Below are 17,433 nucleotides of genomic sequence, written 5' to 3' on the forward strand. Positions count from 1 at the left end.
CGGGCTCAGCGCAGACCGGCCGCCCCGGCGGCCTCGGCCAGCAGCTCGCGGAGCATCGCCGGGGTGAGCCGGCCGGTGTGGGTGTTGCGCGGGCTGACGTGGTAGCAGCCGAACAGCTCCAGCGGCGCGCCGCCGTCCGCCGCCGGCAGCACGACCCGGGCGCCGTGCCCGAACACCGGCCGGGGGCGCGGCACCTGCCGTCCGGCCGCCGCGAGCGCGGGCAGCACCGCCTGCCAGGCGAAGCCGCCCAGCGCCACCACGGCGCGCACGGTCGGGCGCATCAGCTCGAACTCCCTGGCGATCCACGGACGGCAGGTGTCCCGCTCGGCGGGCGTCGGCCGGTTGTCGGGCGGGGCGCAGCGCACCGGGTCGGTGATCCGTACGCCGTGCAGGACCAGCCCGTCGTCCCGGCCGACGGCGTGCGGCTGGGAGGCCAGCCCGAGGTCGTACAGGGCCTGGTAGAGCAGGTCGCCGGAGGGGTCGCCGGTGAAGATCCGGCCGGTCCGGTTGGCGCCGTGCGCCGCCGGGGCCAGCCCGACCAGCACCAGCGCGGCGTCGGGCGGGCCGAAGCCGGGGATCGGACGGGCCCAGTACTCCCAGTCCTGGTACGAGCGCCGTTTGACCCGGGCGGCCTCCTCGCGCCAGGCGACCAGGCGCGGGCAGGCCCGGCAGCCGGTGACCAGGGCGTCCAGCTGGGCCAGGTCGAGGACGCCGTCGGCGGGGTGGTGGTGGCGCTCGTCCATGCTCCGGATCCTAGGGGAGCGCGGCGGAGTAGCGTGGAGAACGGGTCCTCGTCCTGCCCGAGGTGACGCGATGCTGGTTCTCGATGTGCTGATAGTGGTGGTGCTGGCGCTCGCGGTGCTGGCCGGACTGAGTGTGCGGACGGTGCAGCAGTACCAGCGTGGTGTGGTGTTCCGGTTCGGCCGGGTGCTGGACCGGGTGCGGGAGCCGGGCCTGGCGATGATCATGCCGGTGGCCGACCGGCTGAAGAAGGTCAACGTACAGATCGTGACGATGCCCGTGCCCGGCCAGGAGGGCATCACCCGGGACAACGTCACGGTGCGGGTCGACGCCGTCGTGTACTTCAAGGTCGAGGACCCGGTGAAGGCCACCGTCAACGTGCAGGACTACGGCTTCGCGATCTCGCAGGTCGCCCAGACCTCGCTGCGCTCGATCATCGGCAAGAGCGAGCTGGACGACCTGCTGGCCAACCGCGAGCCGATCAACCAGGGACTGGAGCTGATGCTCGACAGCCCCGCGCTGGGCTGGGGCGTCCAGATCGACCGGGTGGAGATCAAGGACGTCGCACTGCCGGAGTCGATGAAGCGCTCGATGTCCCGGCAGGCGGAGGCGGAGCGCGAACGGCGGGCCCGGATCATCACGGCCGACGGCGAGTACCAGGCCTCGTCCCGGCTGTCGGAGGCCGCCGCGATCATGGCGGAGACCCCGGCCGCGCTCCAACTGAGGCTCCTGCAGACCGTGGTGGAGGTGGCGGCGGAGAAGAACTCGACCCTGGTGCTGCCGTTCCCGGTCGAACTGCTGCGTTTCCTGGAGAGCGCCACCAAGCAGGCCGAGGTCGCATCGTCGCCGAAGGCCGCCGGGACGGATCGGCCGGCGGAGCCGCTGCAGGGCTCCCGCCCGGTCGAGCAGCTGGAACTGCCGGACCTGGACGGGGTGCTCGCGACCGAGATGCCGGCCGCCGAGGTGCTCGCCCGGGAGGTCCCGGCCGAGGAGGTGCTGGCGGCGGAGGTCCCGGCCGAGGAGGTGCTGGCCGCGGAGGTCCCGGCGGTGGAGGTGCTGAAGTCGGCGAAGCCCTGAGCCCCGCAGGCCCCACAGGCCCGGCCGCCCGTCGCCCGCCCGGTGGCGTGGCCACCGGGGCCGTCCCAGGATGGAGTAACCGGGCTGTTCAACGACGTCGGAAGGCCTGACCATGACCACAGCCAGAGAGATCATGCATCCGGGGGCCGAGTGCGTCGGGGAGACCCAGACCCTCGCCGACGCCGCGCGGATCATGCGGGACCGGGGTGTGGGAGCGCTGCCGATCTGCGGGGAGAACCAGAAGCTGCTGGGGATCCTCACCGACCGGGACATCGTGCTGAAGTGCGTGGCCGAGGGTCGCGACCCGAGCACCGTCCTGGCCGTCGAACTCGCCGTCGGGCGGCCGATGGTGGTCGAGGAGGACGAGGACGCCGAGCAGGTGCTGCGGGTGATGGAGCAGCACCTGGTGCGACGCCTGCCCGTGATCAACCACCCCGACCACAAGCTGGTGGGGATGATCAGTGAGGCCGACATCGCCCGGAACATGCCGCAGGAGCGGGTCGCCGAGTTCGTCGGTGCGATCTGCGCGGAATAGTGGCCGAACGGCCGGCTCCGCCCGGGACGGGTGGCTCCCGTCCCGGGCGCGGTGCCGTCCGCGTCCCCCTGCCGGGGGCCGCGGCGGTCAGAGCCTCGCGAGGAAGGCGTCCGCGATCGCCTGGTAGCCGGCATCGTTGGCGTGGATGTCGCCGCGCGCCATGTTGGTCCACTGCAGGACCCGCGCCACGTTCAGCGGCACCCGGGCGCCGCCCAGCGGGACCGTCGGGAACAGGGAGTTGGTGCGAAACGCCCCGGCCACGTCGGCCGTGGGCACCCCGTGCGCGGTGTCGACGGCTCCGATGACGGTGTTCAGCAGACCGGCCAGCGGGAGCGACAGCAGCGCCGTGGACCGGCCCTGGTCGCCCGTCGTCCAGGCGGCCAGGTAGGGGTCGTAGAGGTTCATCCCGATGATCCGGGTGTGCGGGCCGGCCGCCGCCCGGAGCCTGGTCAGGACGGTGTCGAGACCGCGGCGGACGGTGGCGACGCCGTCCAGCGTGCACGGCACGTCGATCGAGCCGCCGGCGGTGCAGTGGCCGATGTCGTTGGCGCCGATGTCCAGGGTGACCAGCACCCGGTCCTCGTGGTGGGCCCGCAGGTACGTCTCCGCCTCGGCCAACTGCGGGCCGGCGTACGGGTGGGGGTACGGGCAGCCGCCGTCGATCATGGTGCCGGTGGACTCGCCGGGGCAGCCGAGGCCGGTGAAGCTGAACGGCCGTCCGGCCGCCGCCGCCCGCTCGCCGAGGACCTTCGCGATGTCCTGGGCGTAGCCGCGGCCGACCACGTGGCCGCCGTCCGGGGTCGACTGGTAGCCGGCGGCGAGCGAGTCGCCGAGGGCGAGGTAGTGGGTGGGGGTGCGGCTGTCCACCGCCGGGGCCGCCGACGCGGTCGAGGCGCCCGTGAGACCGAGTACCGAGGCGGTGAACAGCAGTGCCGCGAGGAGGAGTTCGAGCCTGACGGACAGGGCTGGACGCATGCGGACCTCCCGGGTGGGCCGGCCTTGGGGGTGGCTCGGCCCGGTGAGGCTACTGCGCGGTAGCCCCGCTGCCCAGAGGTCCGGCGGCAGCTTTCTCAGCCGGGGAAGGCGTACACGGCGGCGGCGTGTGCCGCGGGCTCCTGCTCGCCCTCGGCGGTCAGCGTGACGTCGACGAAGGCCAGCCGCCGCCCGAGCTTGGTCACCCGGGCGGTGACCAGCACGTCGACCTCCACCACCGCGCGCTGGAAGGTGGTCGACTGCTGGACGGTGGTCATCGGCCCGAAGCCGCCGCGGGCCGCCGAGACGGCGATCACGCAGGCGGTGTCGGCCGCCGCCATCAGGGCCTGGCCGGACAGCCCGCCGCCCTCGCGGGCCAGTTGGCCGGACCAGGGCAGCCGCAGCACGGCGTGCCGTTCGCCGGTCTCGGCCACCGACAGGCCGAGCGCCTGCACCCAGGGCGCGAAGTTGTCGGCCAGGATCTTGTCCGCCTCGGCGGTGGGGAGAGTCGTCACCCCGGCGATGGTAGGGCCGGCGGCGGCCCGCCCGCGACGGTGCCGCGCGCGTCCTTGACGACGGCCCGCCGCCCTGGCGTACCGTCACGGTCGTGACCCCTGACGAGGTGTTCCGCCCGGAGACCTACGCCGACGGCGTGCCGTACGCGCTCTTCCGGGAGCTGCGCGCGAGTGCGCCGGTCTGCCGCATCGGCGAACCCGAGGTCGCCGGCTGGCCCGCCGGGCCCGGCTACTGGGGGGTCTTCCGGCACGCGGACGTCACGTACGTGCTCGCCACCCCGGAGCTGTTCTCGTCGAACCTCGGCGCCACCCAGATCCGAGACCCGGACACCCCCGCTGACCTGGCCTTCGTCCGCTCGATGATGCTCAACCAGGACCCGCCCGACCACTCCCGGCTGCGCCGGATCGTGGCCGCGGCGTTCACCCCGCGCGCCCTGCGCGAGCTCTCCTCGGAGATCGACGGCTGGGCCGCCGCCGCGGTCGACGGGATCGAGGCGGCGGGCGCGGCGGACTTCGTCCCGGTGGCCGCGGACCTGCCGGTCCGGACCCTGGCCCGGGTGATGGGAGTCCCCGAGCGGGACCGGGTGCTGCTGCTGGACTGGGCGAGCCGGGTGATCGGCTACCAGGACGCCGACCAGGCCGGCTCGGCGACGGCCGACCCGCGGGCGCTGAGCGCGGCCGGGCGCCTGGCGCTGCGGCACCGTCCGGCGTCCTCGACCGGGCCGGACGGCCGCCCGGTCAACCCGCGCTCGCGCGCCGCGCTGGCCGACATGTTCGCCTATGCGCACGCGCTGGCCGAGCGGCCCCTGCCGGGCAGCATCATGGCCCGGATGCGGGAGGGCGGCCTGGACCGTGCGGAGTTCGAGAACATGTTCTTCCTCCTCGCGGTGGCGGGCAACGAGACCCTCCGCAACGGGCTCCCGGGCGGTCTGCACACCCTGCTCGCCCACCCCGAGCAGTACCGCCTGCTGTGCGAGCGGCCCGGGCTGCTGGACCACGCGGTGGAGGAGATGCTCCGGTACTGGCCGCCGGTGATGAACTTCCGCCGGACCGCGACCCGGGACCTGGAGCTGGGCGGGCAACTGATCCGGCGCGGCGAGAAGGTGGTGGTCTACCACGCCTCGGCCAACCGGGACGAGACGGTCTTCCCCGACCCGGACCGCTTCGACCTCACCCGCCCCACGGGCGGCCACCTGAGCTTCGGCCACGGCCCGCACTTCTGCCTGGGCGCCCGGCTGGCCCGCGTGCAGATGCGGGCGATGCTGCGTCAGGTGCTCACCCGGCTGCCCCGGCTGCGGCCCGCCGGGCCGCCCGTCCGCCTGGTGTCCAACTTCCAGAACGGGCTCAAGCACCTTCCCCTGCGGTGGGGCTGACCTCCGGGTCGACCGGCGGGCGGCCCCCCTCGCGCAGCGCCCGGCGGAGCAGTTCGGCCAGGTGCACGGGCCGTCTGCCGTCGCCGAGCTGGGTGATCTGGACCCGGCAGCTCAGGCCGTCGGCGAGCACCACCGTGTCGGGGTCGGCGGCGCGCACGGCGGGCATCAGGACGCGTTCGGCGGCGGCCACCGAGACCTCGTAGTGGCCGCGCTCGAAGCCGAAGTTGCCGGCCAGGCCGCAGCAGCCCGAGTCCAGGACCTGGTTGGCGACACCGATCCCGGCCTCGATCCGGCGGTCGGCGGCGGTGCCGAGGACGGCGTGCTGGTGGCAGTGCACCTGGGTGATCGCCCGGCCGCCCAGGTACGGCAGGTCGACCCCGGCGCCGTCCAGGAACTCCGCCAGCGTGCGCACCCGGCCGGGCAGCCCCCCGGCCCCGGCGCCGAGCAGCCGGGGCCACTCCTCGCGCAGCGCGGCCGTGCAGCTCGGCTCCAGCCCGATCACCGGCAGGTCGGCGGGCAGGGCGCGCAGACTGCGGCGCATCACCCGCCGGGCGAGCGAGAGCTGCCCGGTGGAGACCAGGGTGAGCCCGCAGCAGACCGGCCCGTCGGGCAGCCGGACGGCGAACCCCAGGGCCTCCAGCACCTCGACGGCGGCCCGGGCGGGCTCCGGGTCCAGCAGGTTGGCCATGCTGTCGGGCCAGAGCAGGACGGGCTGCGCGCCGGCGGGCTCGGGGTGTTCGGCGCGGTACCGGCGGAACCAGCCGACGAAGGTCTGCTCCGGCAGCGGCGGCAGGGCCCGGCGGGGGTCGATCCCGCCCAGCCGTCTCAGCAGGGCCCCGGTGCGCGGATCCCGCATCAGCCGGTTCGCCAGACGCGGGGCGAGGGCCGCGCCCCGCAGCCAGAGCGGCAGCCAGCCCATCGACAGGTGCGCGGCCGGGCGCAGCCGGTGCCGGTAGTGCTGGTGCAGGAACTCGGCCTTGTAGGTGGCCATGTCGACGTGGACCGGGCAGTCGCTCGCGCAGCCCTTGCAGCCGAGGCAGAGGTCCAGCGCCTCGCGGACCTCCTCGGAGCGCCAGCCGTCGGTGACCACCTCGCCGCGCAGCATCTCGGCGAGCAGCCGGGCCCGGCCGCGGGTCGAGTGCCGCTCCTCGCCGGTGGCCATGTAACTCGGGCACATCACCCCGCCGGTGGTGTCGACGCACTTGGCGACCCCGACGCAGCGGTGCACGGCCTTGAGCAGGCTGCCGTCGTCCTGCGGGTAGGGGAGGGCGAGCGGCAGGTCGCGGCCGGGGAAGCGGAGGTCGGCGTCGAACGGGCGCGGGTTGACCAGGGAGCCGGGGTTGAGCAGGTCGTCCGGGTCCCAGATCCGCTTGAACCGGCCGAACAGGTCGATGATCTCCGGCGGGTACATCCGGGGCAGCAGTTCGGCGCGGGCCTGTCCGTCGCCGTGCTCGCCGGACAGCGACCCGCCGTGTGCGACCACCAGGTCGGCGGCCTGCTCCATGAACGCCCGGAAGCCGCCGAGCCGCGCGGGGTCGGTCAGCGGCCAGTCCAGGCGCAGGTGCACACAGCCCTCGCCGAAGTGCCCGTACGGGACGCCGCGCAGGCCGTGCCGGGCCAGCAGGGCGCGCAGTTCGCGCAGGTAGCCGCCGAGCCGCTCGACGGGCACCGCCGAGTCCTCCCAGCCGGGCCAGGCCTCGCCGCCGTCGGGCAGCCGGGTGACGATCCCGGCGCCGGCCTCCCGGACGCCCCACAGCTGGCGCTGCTCGTCGGGGTCGGTGACCACGGCGGTGGTGGCCCGCGGTGCGCGCCGCACGGCCGCGGCCAGGGCGTGGGCGACCTCAAGGGCCTCGCTGGGGGTGCCGCCCCCGGCCTCCAGGAACAGCCAGCAGCCGCCCTCGGGCAGGCGGTCCAGTGCGGGCGGGCGCGGGCCGGCCGCGAGCAGGGCGGCGATCAGGTCGGCGGCCATGCCCTCGACGGTGAGCGGGCCGAGCGGCAGCAGGGCCGGGACGGCGTCGGCGGCCGCCGTCTCGTCCGGGTAGCCGGCCACCACCAGCACCCGGGCGGGCGGGGCCTCGACCAGCCGGACGGTCGCGCCGAGCACCAGCGCGCAGCCGCCCTCGGTGCCGGTGAACGCCCGTACCAGGTCGTAGCCGCGCTCGGGCAGCAGCGCGTCCACCGGGTACCCGGAGGTGCGGCGCGGCAGCCGGGGCATGCCCTGCCGGAGGGTGGCGAGGTGGTCGGCGGCCAGGTCCTGCAGCGCCCGGTGCAGTTCGCCCTCGCGGCCGGGCCGTCGGCGCAGCCGTTCACGGGCGGCGGGCGGGAGCGGGCCGGTGACGGTGAGCTCGGTGCCGTCGGCGAGCAGCAGGTCGAGCGACTCCAGGTTGTCGCTGGTACGGCCCCAGGCGACGGAGTGCGCGCCGCAGGAGTCGTTGCCGATCATGCCGCCTAGCGTGCACCGGGTGTGGGTGGAGGGGTCGGGGCCGAAGCGCAGCCCGTACGGGCGGGCGGCCCGCTGCAGGTCGTCCAGGACGACCCCGGGTTCGACCCGGGCGGTGCGGGCGTCGGGGTCGACGGAGTGGATCCGGTTGACGTGGCGCCGGAAGTCCAGCACCACCGCGCCCGGGCCGATCGCCTGGCCACCGACGCTCGTCCCGGCGCCGCGCGGGACGATCGGCACGCCGAACTCCCGGCACAGCGCCAGCGCGGCGCGGACGTCCTCGGTGTCGGCGGGCTTGACCACGCCGAGCGGCAGATGGCGGTAGTTGGACGCGTCGTAGCCGTACACCGCACGCTCGGCGGTGCCGAAGCGGACCTCGCCGCGCAGGGCGGCGGACAGGGCGTGGGCGAGACCGGTGGCCATGAACAGATCATCGCAGGGACGGCCGAAGCCTGGTGCGTCGTACGGCTGCGCGACCCTCAGCCCGTGCTCACCGGCGGCCGACGGCCCCACGGGCGAGGTGCGAGAGCTTGGCGACCTCGAACGCCGCGTACGCCCCGCTCGCCAGCAGCGAGAACTTGACCCCCTCGCGGCCGTCCGGCCGCCGGTAGCCCTGCGGCAGGAAACGCCGGTAGTGCTCGGCGGCGCGGTGGAAGAACTGCGGCCGCTCGGCCCTCGGGACGCAGCCCGCGAGGTCGAAGACGAACAGGTAGTGCCGGATCATCCGGGTGAACAGGTGCGGTCGTACGGCCTCGTGGCCCGGCCGCTCGTCGAGCAGCCCGAAGCTCTGCTCGTACTGCTGGAAGACGTCGAAGTGGCTGCTGCCGGGCGAGCCGGTCGGGTGCACGGTGTGCCGGCGCCGGATGGTCACGCACTCGCGGTCCAGTACCGCCACCCGGTGGGCGGCCAGCAGTGCCTCGTGGACGGCCGGGACCTCCTCGTACTGCCCGTCCGGGAAGGCCGGCACGGTGCCGCGCCGCAGCAGGCGGTCCCAGACCAGCGGGGGAGCGCTGAGCAGCTCGGGCCGCTCCAGCGGGCCGAACACCTCGGGGCCGGCCGCGGCGAGCAGCTCGGCGGCGCCCCCGGGCCAGCGGCGGCCGCCGTGCTCGCGGTCGTGGCCGAACAGCAGCAGGTCGACGTCGCCGGTCTCCGCCAGCCGGTCGGCCATCGCCTGGAAGGCGTCCGGCGCCAGCAGGTGGTCGCTGTCCAGGAAGAGCAGGTACCGGCCGGTGCCGCGGGCGGCCCCGGCGTTCCGGGCGCGGCCGATGCCGACCGCCGCCTCCAGCCGCAGCACCGACATCCGGGGGTCGCGGATCTCGTACGCGTCGGCGACCCGCTCCGGGCAGACCGGGGAGCGGTCGACGACCAGCACCACCTCGAAGTCCCGGAAGGACTGCGCGAGCAGCGCGTCCAGACAGTCCTTGAGCTGCTGGTGGTGGTCGAAGGCGGGCAGCACGACGGTGATGAGCGGTGGAGCCATGGCCGGGAGGCTAGGCGGGCGGACCGGCCCCGGGCAAAGGCCGGAAGTCAGGCGAAACCGGTCAATCAGGGTCATAGACCAGTACAGCTCCGCGATATCTTCACCGTGTGCTTACGGTCGGTACGCCGAAGGGCGGCCGGCCCCTGCGGCGGGGACGGCCGCCCGGAGCGGGGCTACCGATCAGTACCAGTTGTGCGCCTGCCAGAACGCCCACGCCGCGCACGGGCTGCCGTAGGTCTCGTTCATGTACTGCAGGCCCCACTTGATCTGGGTGGCCGGGTTGGTCTTCCAGTCGGCCCCCACCGAGGCCATCTTGGAGCCCGGCAGCGCCTGCATCAGGCCGTACGCGCCCGAGGACGGGTTGGTGGCGGTGACGTTCCAGCCGCTCTCGCGCTCGACGATGTTGTTGAAGCACTGCAGCTGGCTCGCCGGGACGAGCTGCGCCGCGATCTCCTTGGGCGAGCCGGTCGGGACCGGCGCGGCCAGCGGGCTGCGCGCCTGCGAGCGGGACGCGGCCTCGGCCTTGGCCCGCGCGTCGGCGTCCGCCTTCGCCTTCGCGGCGGCCTTCGCCCTGGCCTCCGCGTCCGCCTTGGCCTTGGCGTCGGCGGCGGCCTTGGCCTCGGCGGCCGCCTTGGCGTCGGCGTCGGCCTTCGCCTTGGCGTCCGCATCGGCCTGCGCCTGGGCGGCCGCGGCGTCGGCGGCGGCCTTGGCGTCGGCGTCGGCCTTCGCCTGGAGGTCGGCCTGCGCCTTCGCGGCCTCGGCGGCGGCCTGGTCGGTGAGCTGCTGCGCGGACTGCGCGGCCACGGCCTGCGGCGCGGCGGCCTCGGCGACCTTGCCGTCCTGCGGCAGGGCCAGCGCGAGCGTGGCGGAGCCGGCCACGGCGAGGGTCGCGACGCCGGTGATCAGGGCGGTCCTGCGGTTGCGGGGCAGTCGGTGCTTGGGGGGCTGCATGGCGGGGAGGACCTCTTCCGTCGGGCAGGGCCGCGTCGGGCACACGGGTATCGCGAGGCGTGTTCGAGGAACGGGCCCGCGAGCCGGGTCGGACGGCCGTGGCACCCCCGTCGGTGGACCGGGGCGGGCAGGCGGACGCGGCGCCCAGGAAGGGCCGCGCCGCCTGGCGACGGCACATTCTTGGCAGACCCGCGCGGCGGCGGCAACGAGCGCGAAACTATCGCCGGTAGTAGTCACGGCGGGGCGCCCGGGCGGTCCACAGGCGCGGGGGAGGGGTTTACCCGGCCGTTACATCGACCAAACCATTTCGTCCCGGCTGCCCGGAATATCCGGCCTGACCAGGGCCGATAGGCCCCTCTTCGCGGCCTCGCGGCCTCCGTGCCCCGTGCGGGCGGGCCCTCACGCTCAGGCGTCAACTATCGGCGGCAGTAGTCCCCACACCCGGTGTGGGCGGCCTCACAGGAACCGCTGAGGGGGTTCGCCGCGCGGTGACCGTTCGACTACGGACCGGTCACCGTGGCCCGCGCTCCGCGCCGGGGCCGGGGAGGGCCCGCCCGGCCCCGGCGTCGCCCGGCCCCGGCCACCCCCTGGCGGCGGGGTCGGGGAGGACGGGGACGGATACTGGCGCGATGGTGATCGTTCTCGTGCTGCTGCTGGGTCTCGGCGGCGTCGGTCTTGCGCAGTGGTACCTCTGGCGGCGGCTGGTGCGGGACGTGTCGGCGCCGGGCGGGTGGTACCGGCGGGCCGGGACGGTGCTCGCGGTGGTGCTGCCGCTGCTGAGCGTCGGCGCGCTGGTCGGTGGGCGGCTGCTGCCGCTGGACGTGGAGCGGTGGTTCGCCTGGCCGGGGTTCCTGTGGCTGGCGCTGATGCTGTACCTGGTGCTCGCGCTGGTGGTGGGGGAGGCCGTGCGGCCGCTGCTGATGCGGTGGCCCCGGCGCCCGGACGGCGTTCCGGACGGCGTGCCGGACGGCGCTGCGGACGGTGCCCCGGGCGCGGCCTCGGACGCGGCCGGGCGGACCGCCCCGGACGGTGCGGCGGCCGACCCGGGCCGCCGGCTGCTGGTGGCCCGGTCGGTGGCGGTCGCGGCGGGCGGCGCCGCGGCGATGGTGGTCGGCACCGGGATGTACGGGGTGCTGAGCGGGCCGGCCCTCAAGCAGGTGACCGTCCCGCTGGCCCGGCTGCCGCGCCGGGCGCATGGCTACCGGATCGCCGTGGTCAGCGACATCCACCTCGGGCCGATCCTGGGCCGCGCGCACACCCAGCGGATCGTGGACACCATCAACCGCGCCCAGCCGGATCTGATCGCCATCGTCGGCGACCTGGTCGACGGCACGGTGCCCGAGCTCGGCCCCGCCGCCCTGCCGTTGGCTCAACTCCGTTCCAGGGACGGTGCCTTCTTCGTCACGGGCAATCACGAGTACTTCTCCGGCGCGGCGCCGTGGGTCGAGTTCGTCCGCGAGCTCGGCGTCCACCCGCTGGAGAACGCCCGCACCGAGCTGCCCTGGTTCGACCTCGCCGGGGTCAACGACATCCAGGGCACCGCCGAGGGCCAGGGCCCCGACTACGCCAAGGCGCTCGGCGACCGGGACCGCGGGCGTACCGCCGTCCTGCTGGCGCACCAGCCGGTCACCATCCACCAGACCGTCCGGTACGGGGTCGACCTCCAGCTCTCCGGGCACACCCACGGCGGGCAGCTCTGGCCCGGCAACTACCTTGCCGAGCTGGCCAATCCGACCGTCGCCGGGCTGGAGCGGTACGGCGACACCCAGCTCTACGTGACCCGGGGTGCGGGTGCCTGGGGCCCGCCGGTGCGGGTGGGAGCGCCGTCGGACATCACCATCGTCACGCTGGCGTCGTCGGCGGCCTGACGGCCCGTCCGGCGCGCCCGCACGGTCTCACCATCCAGAACGATCTGTCTCACATCGCGGCCACGGCGGTAAGGTCCCGGCATGGACCAGGACCGCATGCACCGCAGTTGGCTGATGCTGGGACTCGGCACCGCCGGGCAGACCGCCAGCACCACCGTGCTCTACGGGCTGCCCTTCCTCATTCCGGCCTTCCGGCGGGAGTTCGGCCTGTCGCTGCCGGCCGCCGGCGTCCTGGTGTCCTGCCCGGTCTTCGGGATCCTGCTCGCGCTGGTGGGCTGGGGCCTGGTCGCCGACCGCTTCGGCGAACGGATCGCGCTCGCCGCCGGGCTGCTGCCGGCCGCGGCGGCGATGGCGGTGGCGGCGAACGCGGACGGTGTCCGGATGCTGGGCGCACTGCTGGTCCTGGCCGGGGCCACCGGCTCCTCGGTCAACTCGGCCTCCGGGCGGCTGGTGATCGGCTGGTTCCCGCCCGACCGGCGGGGTGTCGCGATGGGCGTCCGGCAGGCCTCGCAGCCGCTGGGCACCGGGCTGGCCGCCGCGGTTCTGCCGCCGATCGCCGCCTCCGCGGGCCTGGGCGCGGCGCTGCTGTTCTGCGCCGGGCTGTGCGCCGTCACGGGCGTCGCCATCGCGGTGTTCGCTGTGGACCCGCCGCGGCCCGCCTCCGCCGGGGCCGGTCGGGCCCCCGCCCCGTACCGGGGTACCTACCTGTGGCGGCTGCACGCGGTGGCCGCCCTGCTGTGCGTACCGCAGTTCGTGGTGACGGGCTTCGCGCTGGTGTTCCTGATCGACGCCCGCGGCTGGTCGCCGGGTACGGCCGGGACCGTCCTGGCGGTGGCCAACCTGACCGGTGCCGGGGTGCGGCTGCTGGCCGGCTGGTGGTCCGACCGGGTGGGCAGCCGGGTGCGGCCGATGCGGGTGCTGATCCTGGCCACCGCCGCGGATCTCGCACTGCTGACGCTGGGCGCGGCCTGGGACTCGGCCCTCGGCACCGCCGCACTGCTGCTGGCCGCCGGGCTGACCGTCAGCACCAACGGCCTGCACAACACCGCCGTCGCCGAGTACGCCGGGCCGCGGTGGGCCGGCCGCGCGCTGGGTGTCCACGGGGTGGGCCAGCACAGCGCCATCGTGCTGGTCCCGCCACTGGTCGGCGCCGTGATCACCGGGTACGGGTACACGCCGGCCTTCGCGGCCGCGGCCGTCGTCCCGCTGCTGGCCGCCGTGGTGCTCCCCGCGGAGCGCGCCTCGGCGCCGTGGGAGCCGGCCGGCGTCCCGGGGCCGAAGCCCGCGGCGGCGGGCGGCTGACCACGGCCGGCCGCAGGGCGAGCTGGGCCCCGGCGGCCGCGGCGTCAGGCCAGCCGGGCGGCCGGCAGCAGGTCGGTGGCCGGCGGCCCGACGGGCGGGCCGGAGCGGAGCAGGTCCAGGTAGTCCTGCCGGGGGACGGGCCGCGCGCCCAGGCTGCGGATGTGCGGGCTGTCCCACTGGACGTCCAGCAGCCGGCCGCCCACGGCGCCGAACCGGGTGGCCAGATCGGCGACCGCGACCCGGGAGGCGTCCGGCCGGCGGTGGAACATCGAGTCCAGGCTGAGCACCGGCCCGGCCCGGACGCCGAAGGCACCGCCCACCAGCTCCGGTCCCTGCCAGACCTCGACGCTGTGCGCCCAGCCCCGTTCGTGCAGGGCGAGCAGACTCCGCCGCAGTTCCTCGGTGAGCCAGCGCGGCTCCCGGCCGGCGGCGCACTGGGAGACCACCCGGCCGAAGTCCCGGTCGACGCTGGTCGACCAGTCGAGCCGGTTGCGCAGCCGCCGGGCGAGCCGGCGGCCGAGCCGGGCCTGGCCCGGGATCAGCACCGGACGCGGGTCGGGTGACCACCAGGCGACCTGGTAGGGGAGTTCGCCGTCACCGCCGGGCACCGCGATCGCCCCGGTGGCGACCCGGTCCTCGTACAGCGCCTCGTTCATCCAGCGGCCGTACTCGTCGGCGGCGGGCATCGGGAACAGGCCGGACCGGTAGGCGGCCAGCAGGCTGTCGGCGCCCAGGTCGGCGCAGAACGCGGCCGGTGCGTCGGCCGGCGCGGCCGACACAGCCAGGGTGTGCCACCAGTCGGTGGTCCGGCTGGTCATGCCGCGCGCTCCAGGTAGCCGGTGGCCTCCAGCCGGTCCAGGTAGAAGTCCAGCAGGCGGGCGTCGACCGGCGGGATGTCGATGCCGCTGCCGGCGAGCGCCCGGTCGGCCCGCTCGCGGGTGAACAGCGGGAAGGTCGGCCGGAAGTACATCTCGCTGATCGACATTCCGGCGCCGGCCGCGCGGTCCACGAACAGCGGGACGAACGGGGTGATCGGGTGCTCCGGGTGGCCCGCCGCGTACCCGACCAGGCGCCGGACCCAGTCCTGGTACGGGAGTTGCTCGATCCGCCGGCCCCGGGCCCGGACCCGGTCGGCCAGCGCGGGGAGCATCGCCGGGTTGGGGTTGGTGAGGTGGTAGACCTGCCCGGTGGCGGGCCGGCTGCCGGCCAGGTGGGCCAGCGCGCGGGTGAAGGAGTCGGCGGGGACGAAGTCCAGCTGCAGCTCGACGTCGGGGAACTCACCGGTGTCGGTGAAGTACTTGATGAGCGCGCAGAGCTCGGTGCCGAGGTTCATGGTCCCGGTGGCGAGGTCGCCGGTGACGTCGTTGACCCGGTAGACCGAGACCGGCAGCCCGGCCGCCGCGGCGTTGTGCAGCATCGCCTCGGCGACCCACTTGCTCTCCACGTAGCCGACCGAGAGGTGCTCGGCGTGGTCGAGCGGGGTGTCCTCGTCGATCTCGCGGACACCGGCGAGCCCGAATCCGGCCAGGACGGCCATGGTGGACAGGTAGTGCACCGGGATGGCCCGGGAGTGGCCCGCGAGCCGGATCACCTCCCGGGTACCGGCCACGTTCGCGGCCCTCAACTGGTGGTACGGATACAGGAAGTTGACCTGTCCGCCGAGGTGGTGAACGGCGTCGACACTGCCCGCCAGCTGCTCGAAGCGGGTGCGTCCCAGGCCCAGCAGCGGTTCGGCCAGGTCGCCGACCAGCGGGCGGACCCTGGCCGGGTCGAGGTCCCGGCGCAGAAAGCGCTGCTGGGCCGCGCGGATCCGTTCCAGCGCGTGCTCCGGGTCGGGGGCCCGCACCAGGCAGTGCACCTGGGCGTCGGTCGTGGTGAGCAGGGTGTGCAGCAGATGGGCGCCGCAGAAGCCGGTGGCGCCGGTCAGCAGGATCTCCTGCGGCTGCTCCGGCTGCTCCGGCTGCTCCGGCCGGGTCGCCGCGGAGTCGATCCGCCGTACCGGGACACCGAGTTCGGCCTCGCCGGTGAAGTCCACCCGTTGGCCGGACGGCTGCCGGGCCGGGTCGGCCGGGCTCTGGCGGACGGAGTGCAGGGCGGCGGTGAACGCACCGAGGGTCGGGTCGGTGAGCAGCGCGCGGGTGAGCTCGCGGATCCGGTCGACGCCGATGCCGAACATGATCCGGGCCCGGGCGAGCATCTCCATCGCCAGCAGGGAGTTGCCGCCCAGGGCGAAGAAGTCGTCCTCGGCGGCCACGGTGTCGACGTCCAGCAGCTGCGCCCAGAGGTAGGCCAGCCCGTGCTCGGCGGCCTCGTTGCCGCGCCGTCCGCCGTCAGGCGTCCCGCGCTGCCCGTTGCCGCCGACGCGGACGGTGGACCGGCCGGCCTCGGCCAGCACCTGCCGGTCGATCTTTCCGCTGGGGGTCACCGGCATCCGGTCGACGGCCACGAAGGCGGCCGGTACCAGGTAGTCCGGCAGCCGGGCGGCCAGGAACTCCCGGAAGTCGGGCCCGCTGCCCTCGCCCGGGGTGTAGAAGGCGGTCAGCGCCTTCCCCCCGGCGATGTCCTCGGGGGCCAGGACCTTGGCCTGTCCGACCGCCGGGTGCTCGGTGAGGTGGGACTCCACCTCGGCCGGATCCACCCGGAAGCCCCGGACCTTGACCTGCTCGTCCGTCCGGCCGAGCAGTTCCAGGTTGCCGTCCGGCCGCCAGCGTGCCGAGTCGCCGGTGCGGTACATCCGGGTGCCCGCGTCGCCGGCGTAGGGCTCGGGCAGGAACCGCTGTGCGGTGAGTCCGGGCTGGCGCCAGTAGCCCCGGGCCAGGCCCTGGCCGCCGAGGAACACCTCCCCGCGCTCGCCGGGGGGCACCGGTCGCAGGGTGTGGTCGAGCACGTGCACGAAGGTCCCCAGCAGGGGGCGCCCGACCGGGACCGGGGCGTGGGCCGGGGTGGTCAGCATGCCGGGCAGGATCTCGCACACCGTGGAGGTGATCCCGGCCTCGGTCAGGCCGTAGGCGTTCATCAGCCGGGTGGTCGGCATCCTGCGCAGGCTGGCGCGGCAGTCCTCGGCGTGCACGGTGTCCCCGCCGATGATCATCAGCCGCAGGGAGGCCGGCGGGCGGGCGCCCTCGGTCAGCAGGTCGAGGAGGCGGTGCCAGTAGGTGGGCGTCAAGTCGGCCACGGTGATGCCCAGTTCGAGGATCCGGTGGGCGAGCTCGATCGGTGCCCAGGTGGTCCGGCCGCCGAGGACCACGGCCGAGCCGCTGAGCAGCGGGGCGAAGATCTGTTCCAGCGAGGTGTCGAAACCGAGCGCGCCGAGCTGCAGCACCCGGTCCGCGGGGGTGAGCCGGAAGGCCTCGGCCGCGCGGGAGACGGTCAGGGCCATCGTGCGGTGGCTGACCGGGACGCCCTTGGGCACCCCGGTGGTCCCCGAGGTGTAGACCATGTAGGCCAGGTCGTCGGGCACGGTGGTGTCCGGAGGGGCGGAGACGGTGCCGCCCGGTCCGCGGTAGTCCGCCGCGAGGATCACCGGCAGGCCGAGCCGTCCGTGCTGGTCACTGCTGGTCACCGCCAGTGCGGCGCCGGCGTCCGAGACCAGCTGCCGCAGCCGGTGGGCGGGGTGCGCGGGGTCGAGCGGGAGGAACGCGCCGCCCGCCTTGAGCACCGCGAGCAGCGCGGTGACCATGTCGGCGTCGCGTTCCAGGCAGACCGGTACCACCGAGTCCGCCACCACACCGGAGGCCCGCAGGGCGTGCGCGAGCCGGTCGCTGCGGCGGTCGAGCTCCCGGTAGCTGAGCCGCTCGCCGTCGGCGACGACGGCCGTCGCCGACGGGGTGCGGGCCACCTGCCGGCGGAAGAGCCCGTGCACCGTGACCCCGCCGCAGCGGCGGCTGACCGGCCGCAGGTCGGTCCAGCGCTCGGCGACCACGTGCAGGCACTGGGAGAGCGGGGCGGGCCCGGCCGCATTTCGCCAGCCGGCCGGGACGGGCAGGTCGTCGGGCCACAGGGCGTGCAAGGCCTCGTCGTTGATGAGCACCTGATACGGCCCGGACTGCGGCTGTGGGGTGCGGTTCGGCTGGTCCACCGGCCTGACCTCGGGAGTGTGGAGACAGGGGTACGGCGGCTGGTGCTCCGCCCGGCCACCGACGCGAACACGACGCTGAGCCGGCACGCGGTGAGCTGCTG

13 protein-coding genes are annotated in these 17,433 nt (G+C 75.1%); 5 read left to right on the forward strand and 8 right to left on the reverse strand.

The window, feature by feature from the left end:
- Positions 1 to 5: 5 nt before the first annotated feature.
- Positions 6 to 743, reverse strand: coding sequence for a uracil-DNA glycosylase (locus tag OG871_RS32260; RefSeq protein WP_371501610.1), 738 nt, complete (start codon positions 741 to 743; stop codon positions 6 to 8).
- 70 nt (positions 744 to 813) lie between these two features.
- On the opposite strand from OG871_RS32260, the gene OG871_RS32265 reads away from it, so the two are divergent.
- Positions 814 to 1,818: a slipin family protein gene (locus tag OG871_RS32265; RefSeq protein WP_371501612.1), complete on the forward strand. Its 1,005-nt coding sequence runs from the start codon at positions 814 to 816 to the stop codon at positions 1,816 to 1,818.
- A 112-nt stretch (positions 1,819 to 1,930) separates the two neighbouring features.
- Positions 1,931 to 2,353, forward strand: coding sequence for a CBS domain-containing protein (locus tag OG871_RS32270; RefSeq protein WP_371501614.1), 423 nt, complete (start codon positions 1,931 to 1,933; stop codon positions 2,351 to 2,353).
- 87 nt (positions 2,354 to 2,440) lie between these two features.
- On the opposite strand, the gene OG871_RS32275 is transcribed toward OG871_RS32270, so the two are convergent.
- Positions 2,441 to 3,328 (reverse strand): SGNH/GDSL hydrolase family protein, encoded by an 888-nt coding sequence (locus tag OG871_RS32275; protein ID WP_371501615.1) that lies wholly within the window; start codon positions 3,326 to 3,328, stop codon positions 2,441 to 2,443.
- Between the two features lie 95 nt (positions 3,329 to 3,423).
- Positions 3,424 to 3,840, reverse strand: a complete 417-nt coding sequence (locus OG871_RS32280; protein ID WP_371501616.1) for a PaaI family thioesterase — start codon at positions 3,838 to 3,840, stop codon at positions 3,424 to 3,426.
- 92 nt (positions 3,841 to 3,932) lie between these two features.
- On the opposite strand from OG871_RS32280, the gene OG871_RS32285 reads away from it, so the two are divergent.
- Entirely contained in the window at positions 3,933 to 5,213 is a 1,281-nt protein-coding gene (locus OG871_RS32285; protein WP_371501617.1) for a cytochrome P450, read from the forward strand.
- Here the strand turns inward: OG871_RS32285 and OG871_RS32290 are convergent.
- The 3 genes from OG871_RS32290 to OG871_RS32300 form a co-directional block, all read right to left on the reverse strand.
- Positions 5,185 to 8,076, reverse strand: a complete 2,892-nt coding sequence (locus OG871_RS32290; protein WP_371501619.1) for an FAD-binding and (Fe-S)-binding domain-containing protein — start codon at positions 8,074 to 8,076, stop codon at positions 5,185 to 5,187. The genes OG871_RS32285 and OG871_RS32290 overlap by 29 nt on opposite strands.
- Before the next feature lie 67 nt (positions 8,077 to 8,143).
- Entirely contained in the window at positions 8,144 to 9,133 is a 990-nt protein-coding gene (locus OG871_RS32295; RefSeq protein ID WP_371501621.1) for a glycosyltransferase family 2 protein, read from the reverse strand.
- Between the two features lie 180 nt (positions 9,134 to 9,313).
- The gene (locus OG871_RS32300; RefSeq protein ID WP_371501623.1) at positions 9,314 to 10,084 is read right to left on the reverse strand and encodes a transglycosylase SLT domain-containing protein; all 771 of its coding nucleotides are present in this window, start codon (positions 10,082 to 10,084) and stop codon (positions 9,314 to 9,316) included.
- Positions 10,085 to 10,713: 629 nt separating this feature from the next.
- Here OG871_RS32300 and OG871_RS32305 point away from each other — a divergent pair.
- Both OG871_RS32305 and OG871_RS32310 read left to right on the forward strand, forming a co-directional pair.
- Positions 10,714 to 11,952, forward strand: a complete 1,239-nt coding sequence (locus OG871_RS32305) for a metallophosphoesterase (protein ID WP_371501625.1) — start codon at positions 10,714 to 10,716, stop codon at positions 11,950 to 11,952.
- A gap of 81 nt (positions 11,953 to 12,033) precedes the next feature.
- The gene (locus OG871_RS32310) at positions 12,034 to 13,254 is read left to right on the forward strand and encodes an MFS transporter (RefSeq protein ID WP_371501627.1); all 1,221 of its coding nucleotides are present in this window, start codon (positions 12,034 to 12,036) and stop codon (positions 13,252 to 13,254) included.
- Between the two features lie 44 nt (positions 13,255 to 13,298).
- Here OG871_RS32310 and OG871_RS32315 read toward each other — a convergent pair whose 3' ends face one another.
- Together OG871_RS32315 and OG871_RS32320 are read right to left on the reverse strand one after the other, a co-directional pair.
- Positions 13,299 to 14,072, reverse strand: a complete 774-nt coding sequence (locus tag OG871_RS32315; RefSeq protein WP_371501629.1) for a leucyl/phenylalanyl-tRNA--protein transferase — start codon at positions 14,070 to 14,072, stop codon at positions 13,299 to 13,301.
- Positions 14,069 to 17,332, reverse strand: a complete 3,264-nt coding sequence (locus tag OG871_RS32320) for an amino acid adenylation domain-containing protein (protein WP_371501630.1) — start codon at positions 17,330 to 17,332, stop codon at positions 14,069 to 14,071. The genes OG871_RS32315 and OG871_RS32320 overlap by 4 nt, the downstream gene beginning before the upstream one ends.
- Positions 17,333 to 17,433: the final 101 nt, after the last annotated feature.

Origin of the sequence: Kitasatospora sp. NBC_00374, from assembly GCF_041434935.1 — a bacterium.
GTDB lineage: Bacteria > Actinomycetota > Actinomycetes > Streptomycetales > Streptomycetaceae > Kitasatospora.

Bases quoted from the DNA above. Each gene is read 5' to 3' on its own strand.
- OG871_RS32260 (WP_371501610.1), bottom strand. From the start codon at position 743: ATGGACGAGCGCCACCACCACCCCGCCGACGGCGTCCTCGACCTGGCC.
- OG871_RS32265 (WP_371501612.1), top strand. From the start codon at position 814: ATGCTGGTTCTCGATGTGCTGATAGTGGTGGTGCTGGCGCTCGCGGTG.
- OG871_RS32270 (WP_371501614.1), top strand. From the start codon at position 1,931: ATGACCACAGCCAGAGAGATCATGCATCCGGGGGCCGAGTGCGTCGGG.
- OG871_RS32275 (WP_371501615.1), bottom strand. From the start codon at position 3,328: ATGCGTCCAGCCCTGTCCGTCAGGCTCGAACTCCTCCTCGCGGCACTG.
- OG871_RS32290 (WP_371501619.1), bottom strand. From the start codon at position 8,076: ATGGCCACCGGTCTCGCCCACGCCCTGTCCGCCGCCCTGCGCGGCGAG.
- OG871_RS32295 (WP_371501621.1), bottom strand. From the start codon at position 9,133: ATGGCTCCACCGCTCATCACCGTCGTGCTGCCCGCCTTCGACCACCAC.
- OG871_RS32300 (WP_371501623.1), bottom strand. From the start codon at position 10,084: ATGCAGCCCCCCAAGCACCGACTGCCCCGCAACCGCAGGACCGCCCTG.
- OG871_RS32305 (WP_371501625.1), top strand. From the start codon at position 10,714: ATGGTGATCGTTCTCGTGCTGCTGCTGGGTCTCGGCGGCGTCGGTCTT.
- OG871_RS32310 (WP_371501627.1), top strand. From the start codon at position 12,034: ATGGACCAGGACCGCATGCACCGCAGTTGGCTGATGCTGGGACTCGGC.
- OG871_RS32315 (WP_371501629.1), bottom strand. From the start codon at position 14,072: ATGACCAGCCGGACCACCGACTGGTGGCACACCCTGGCTGTGTCGGCC.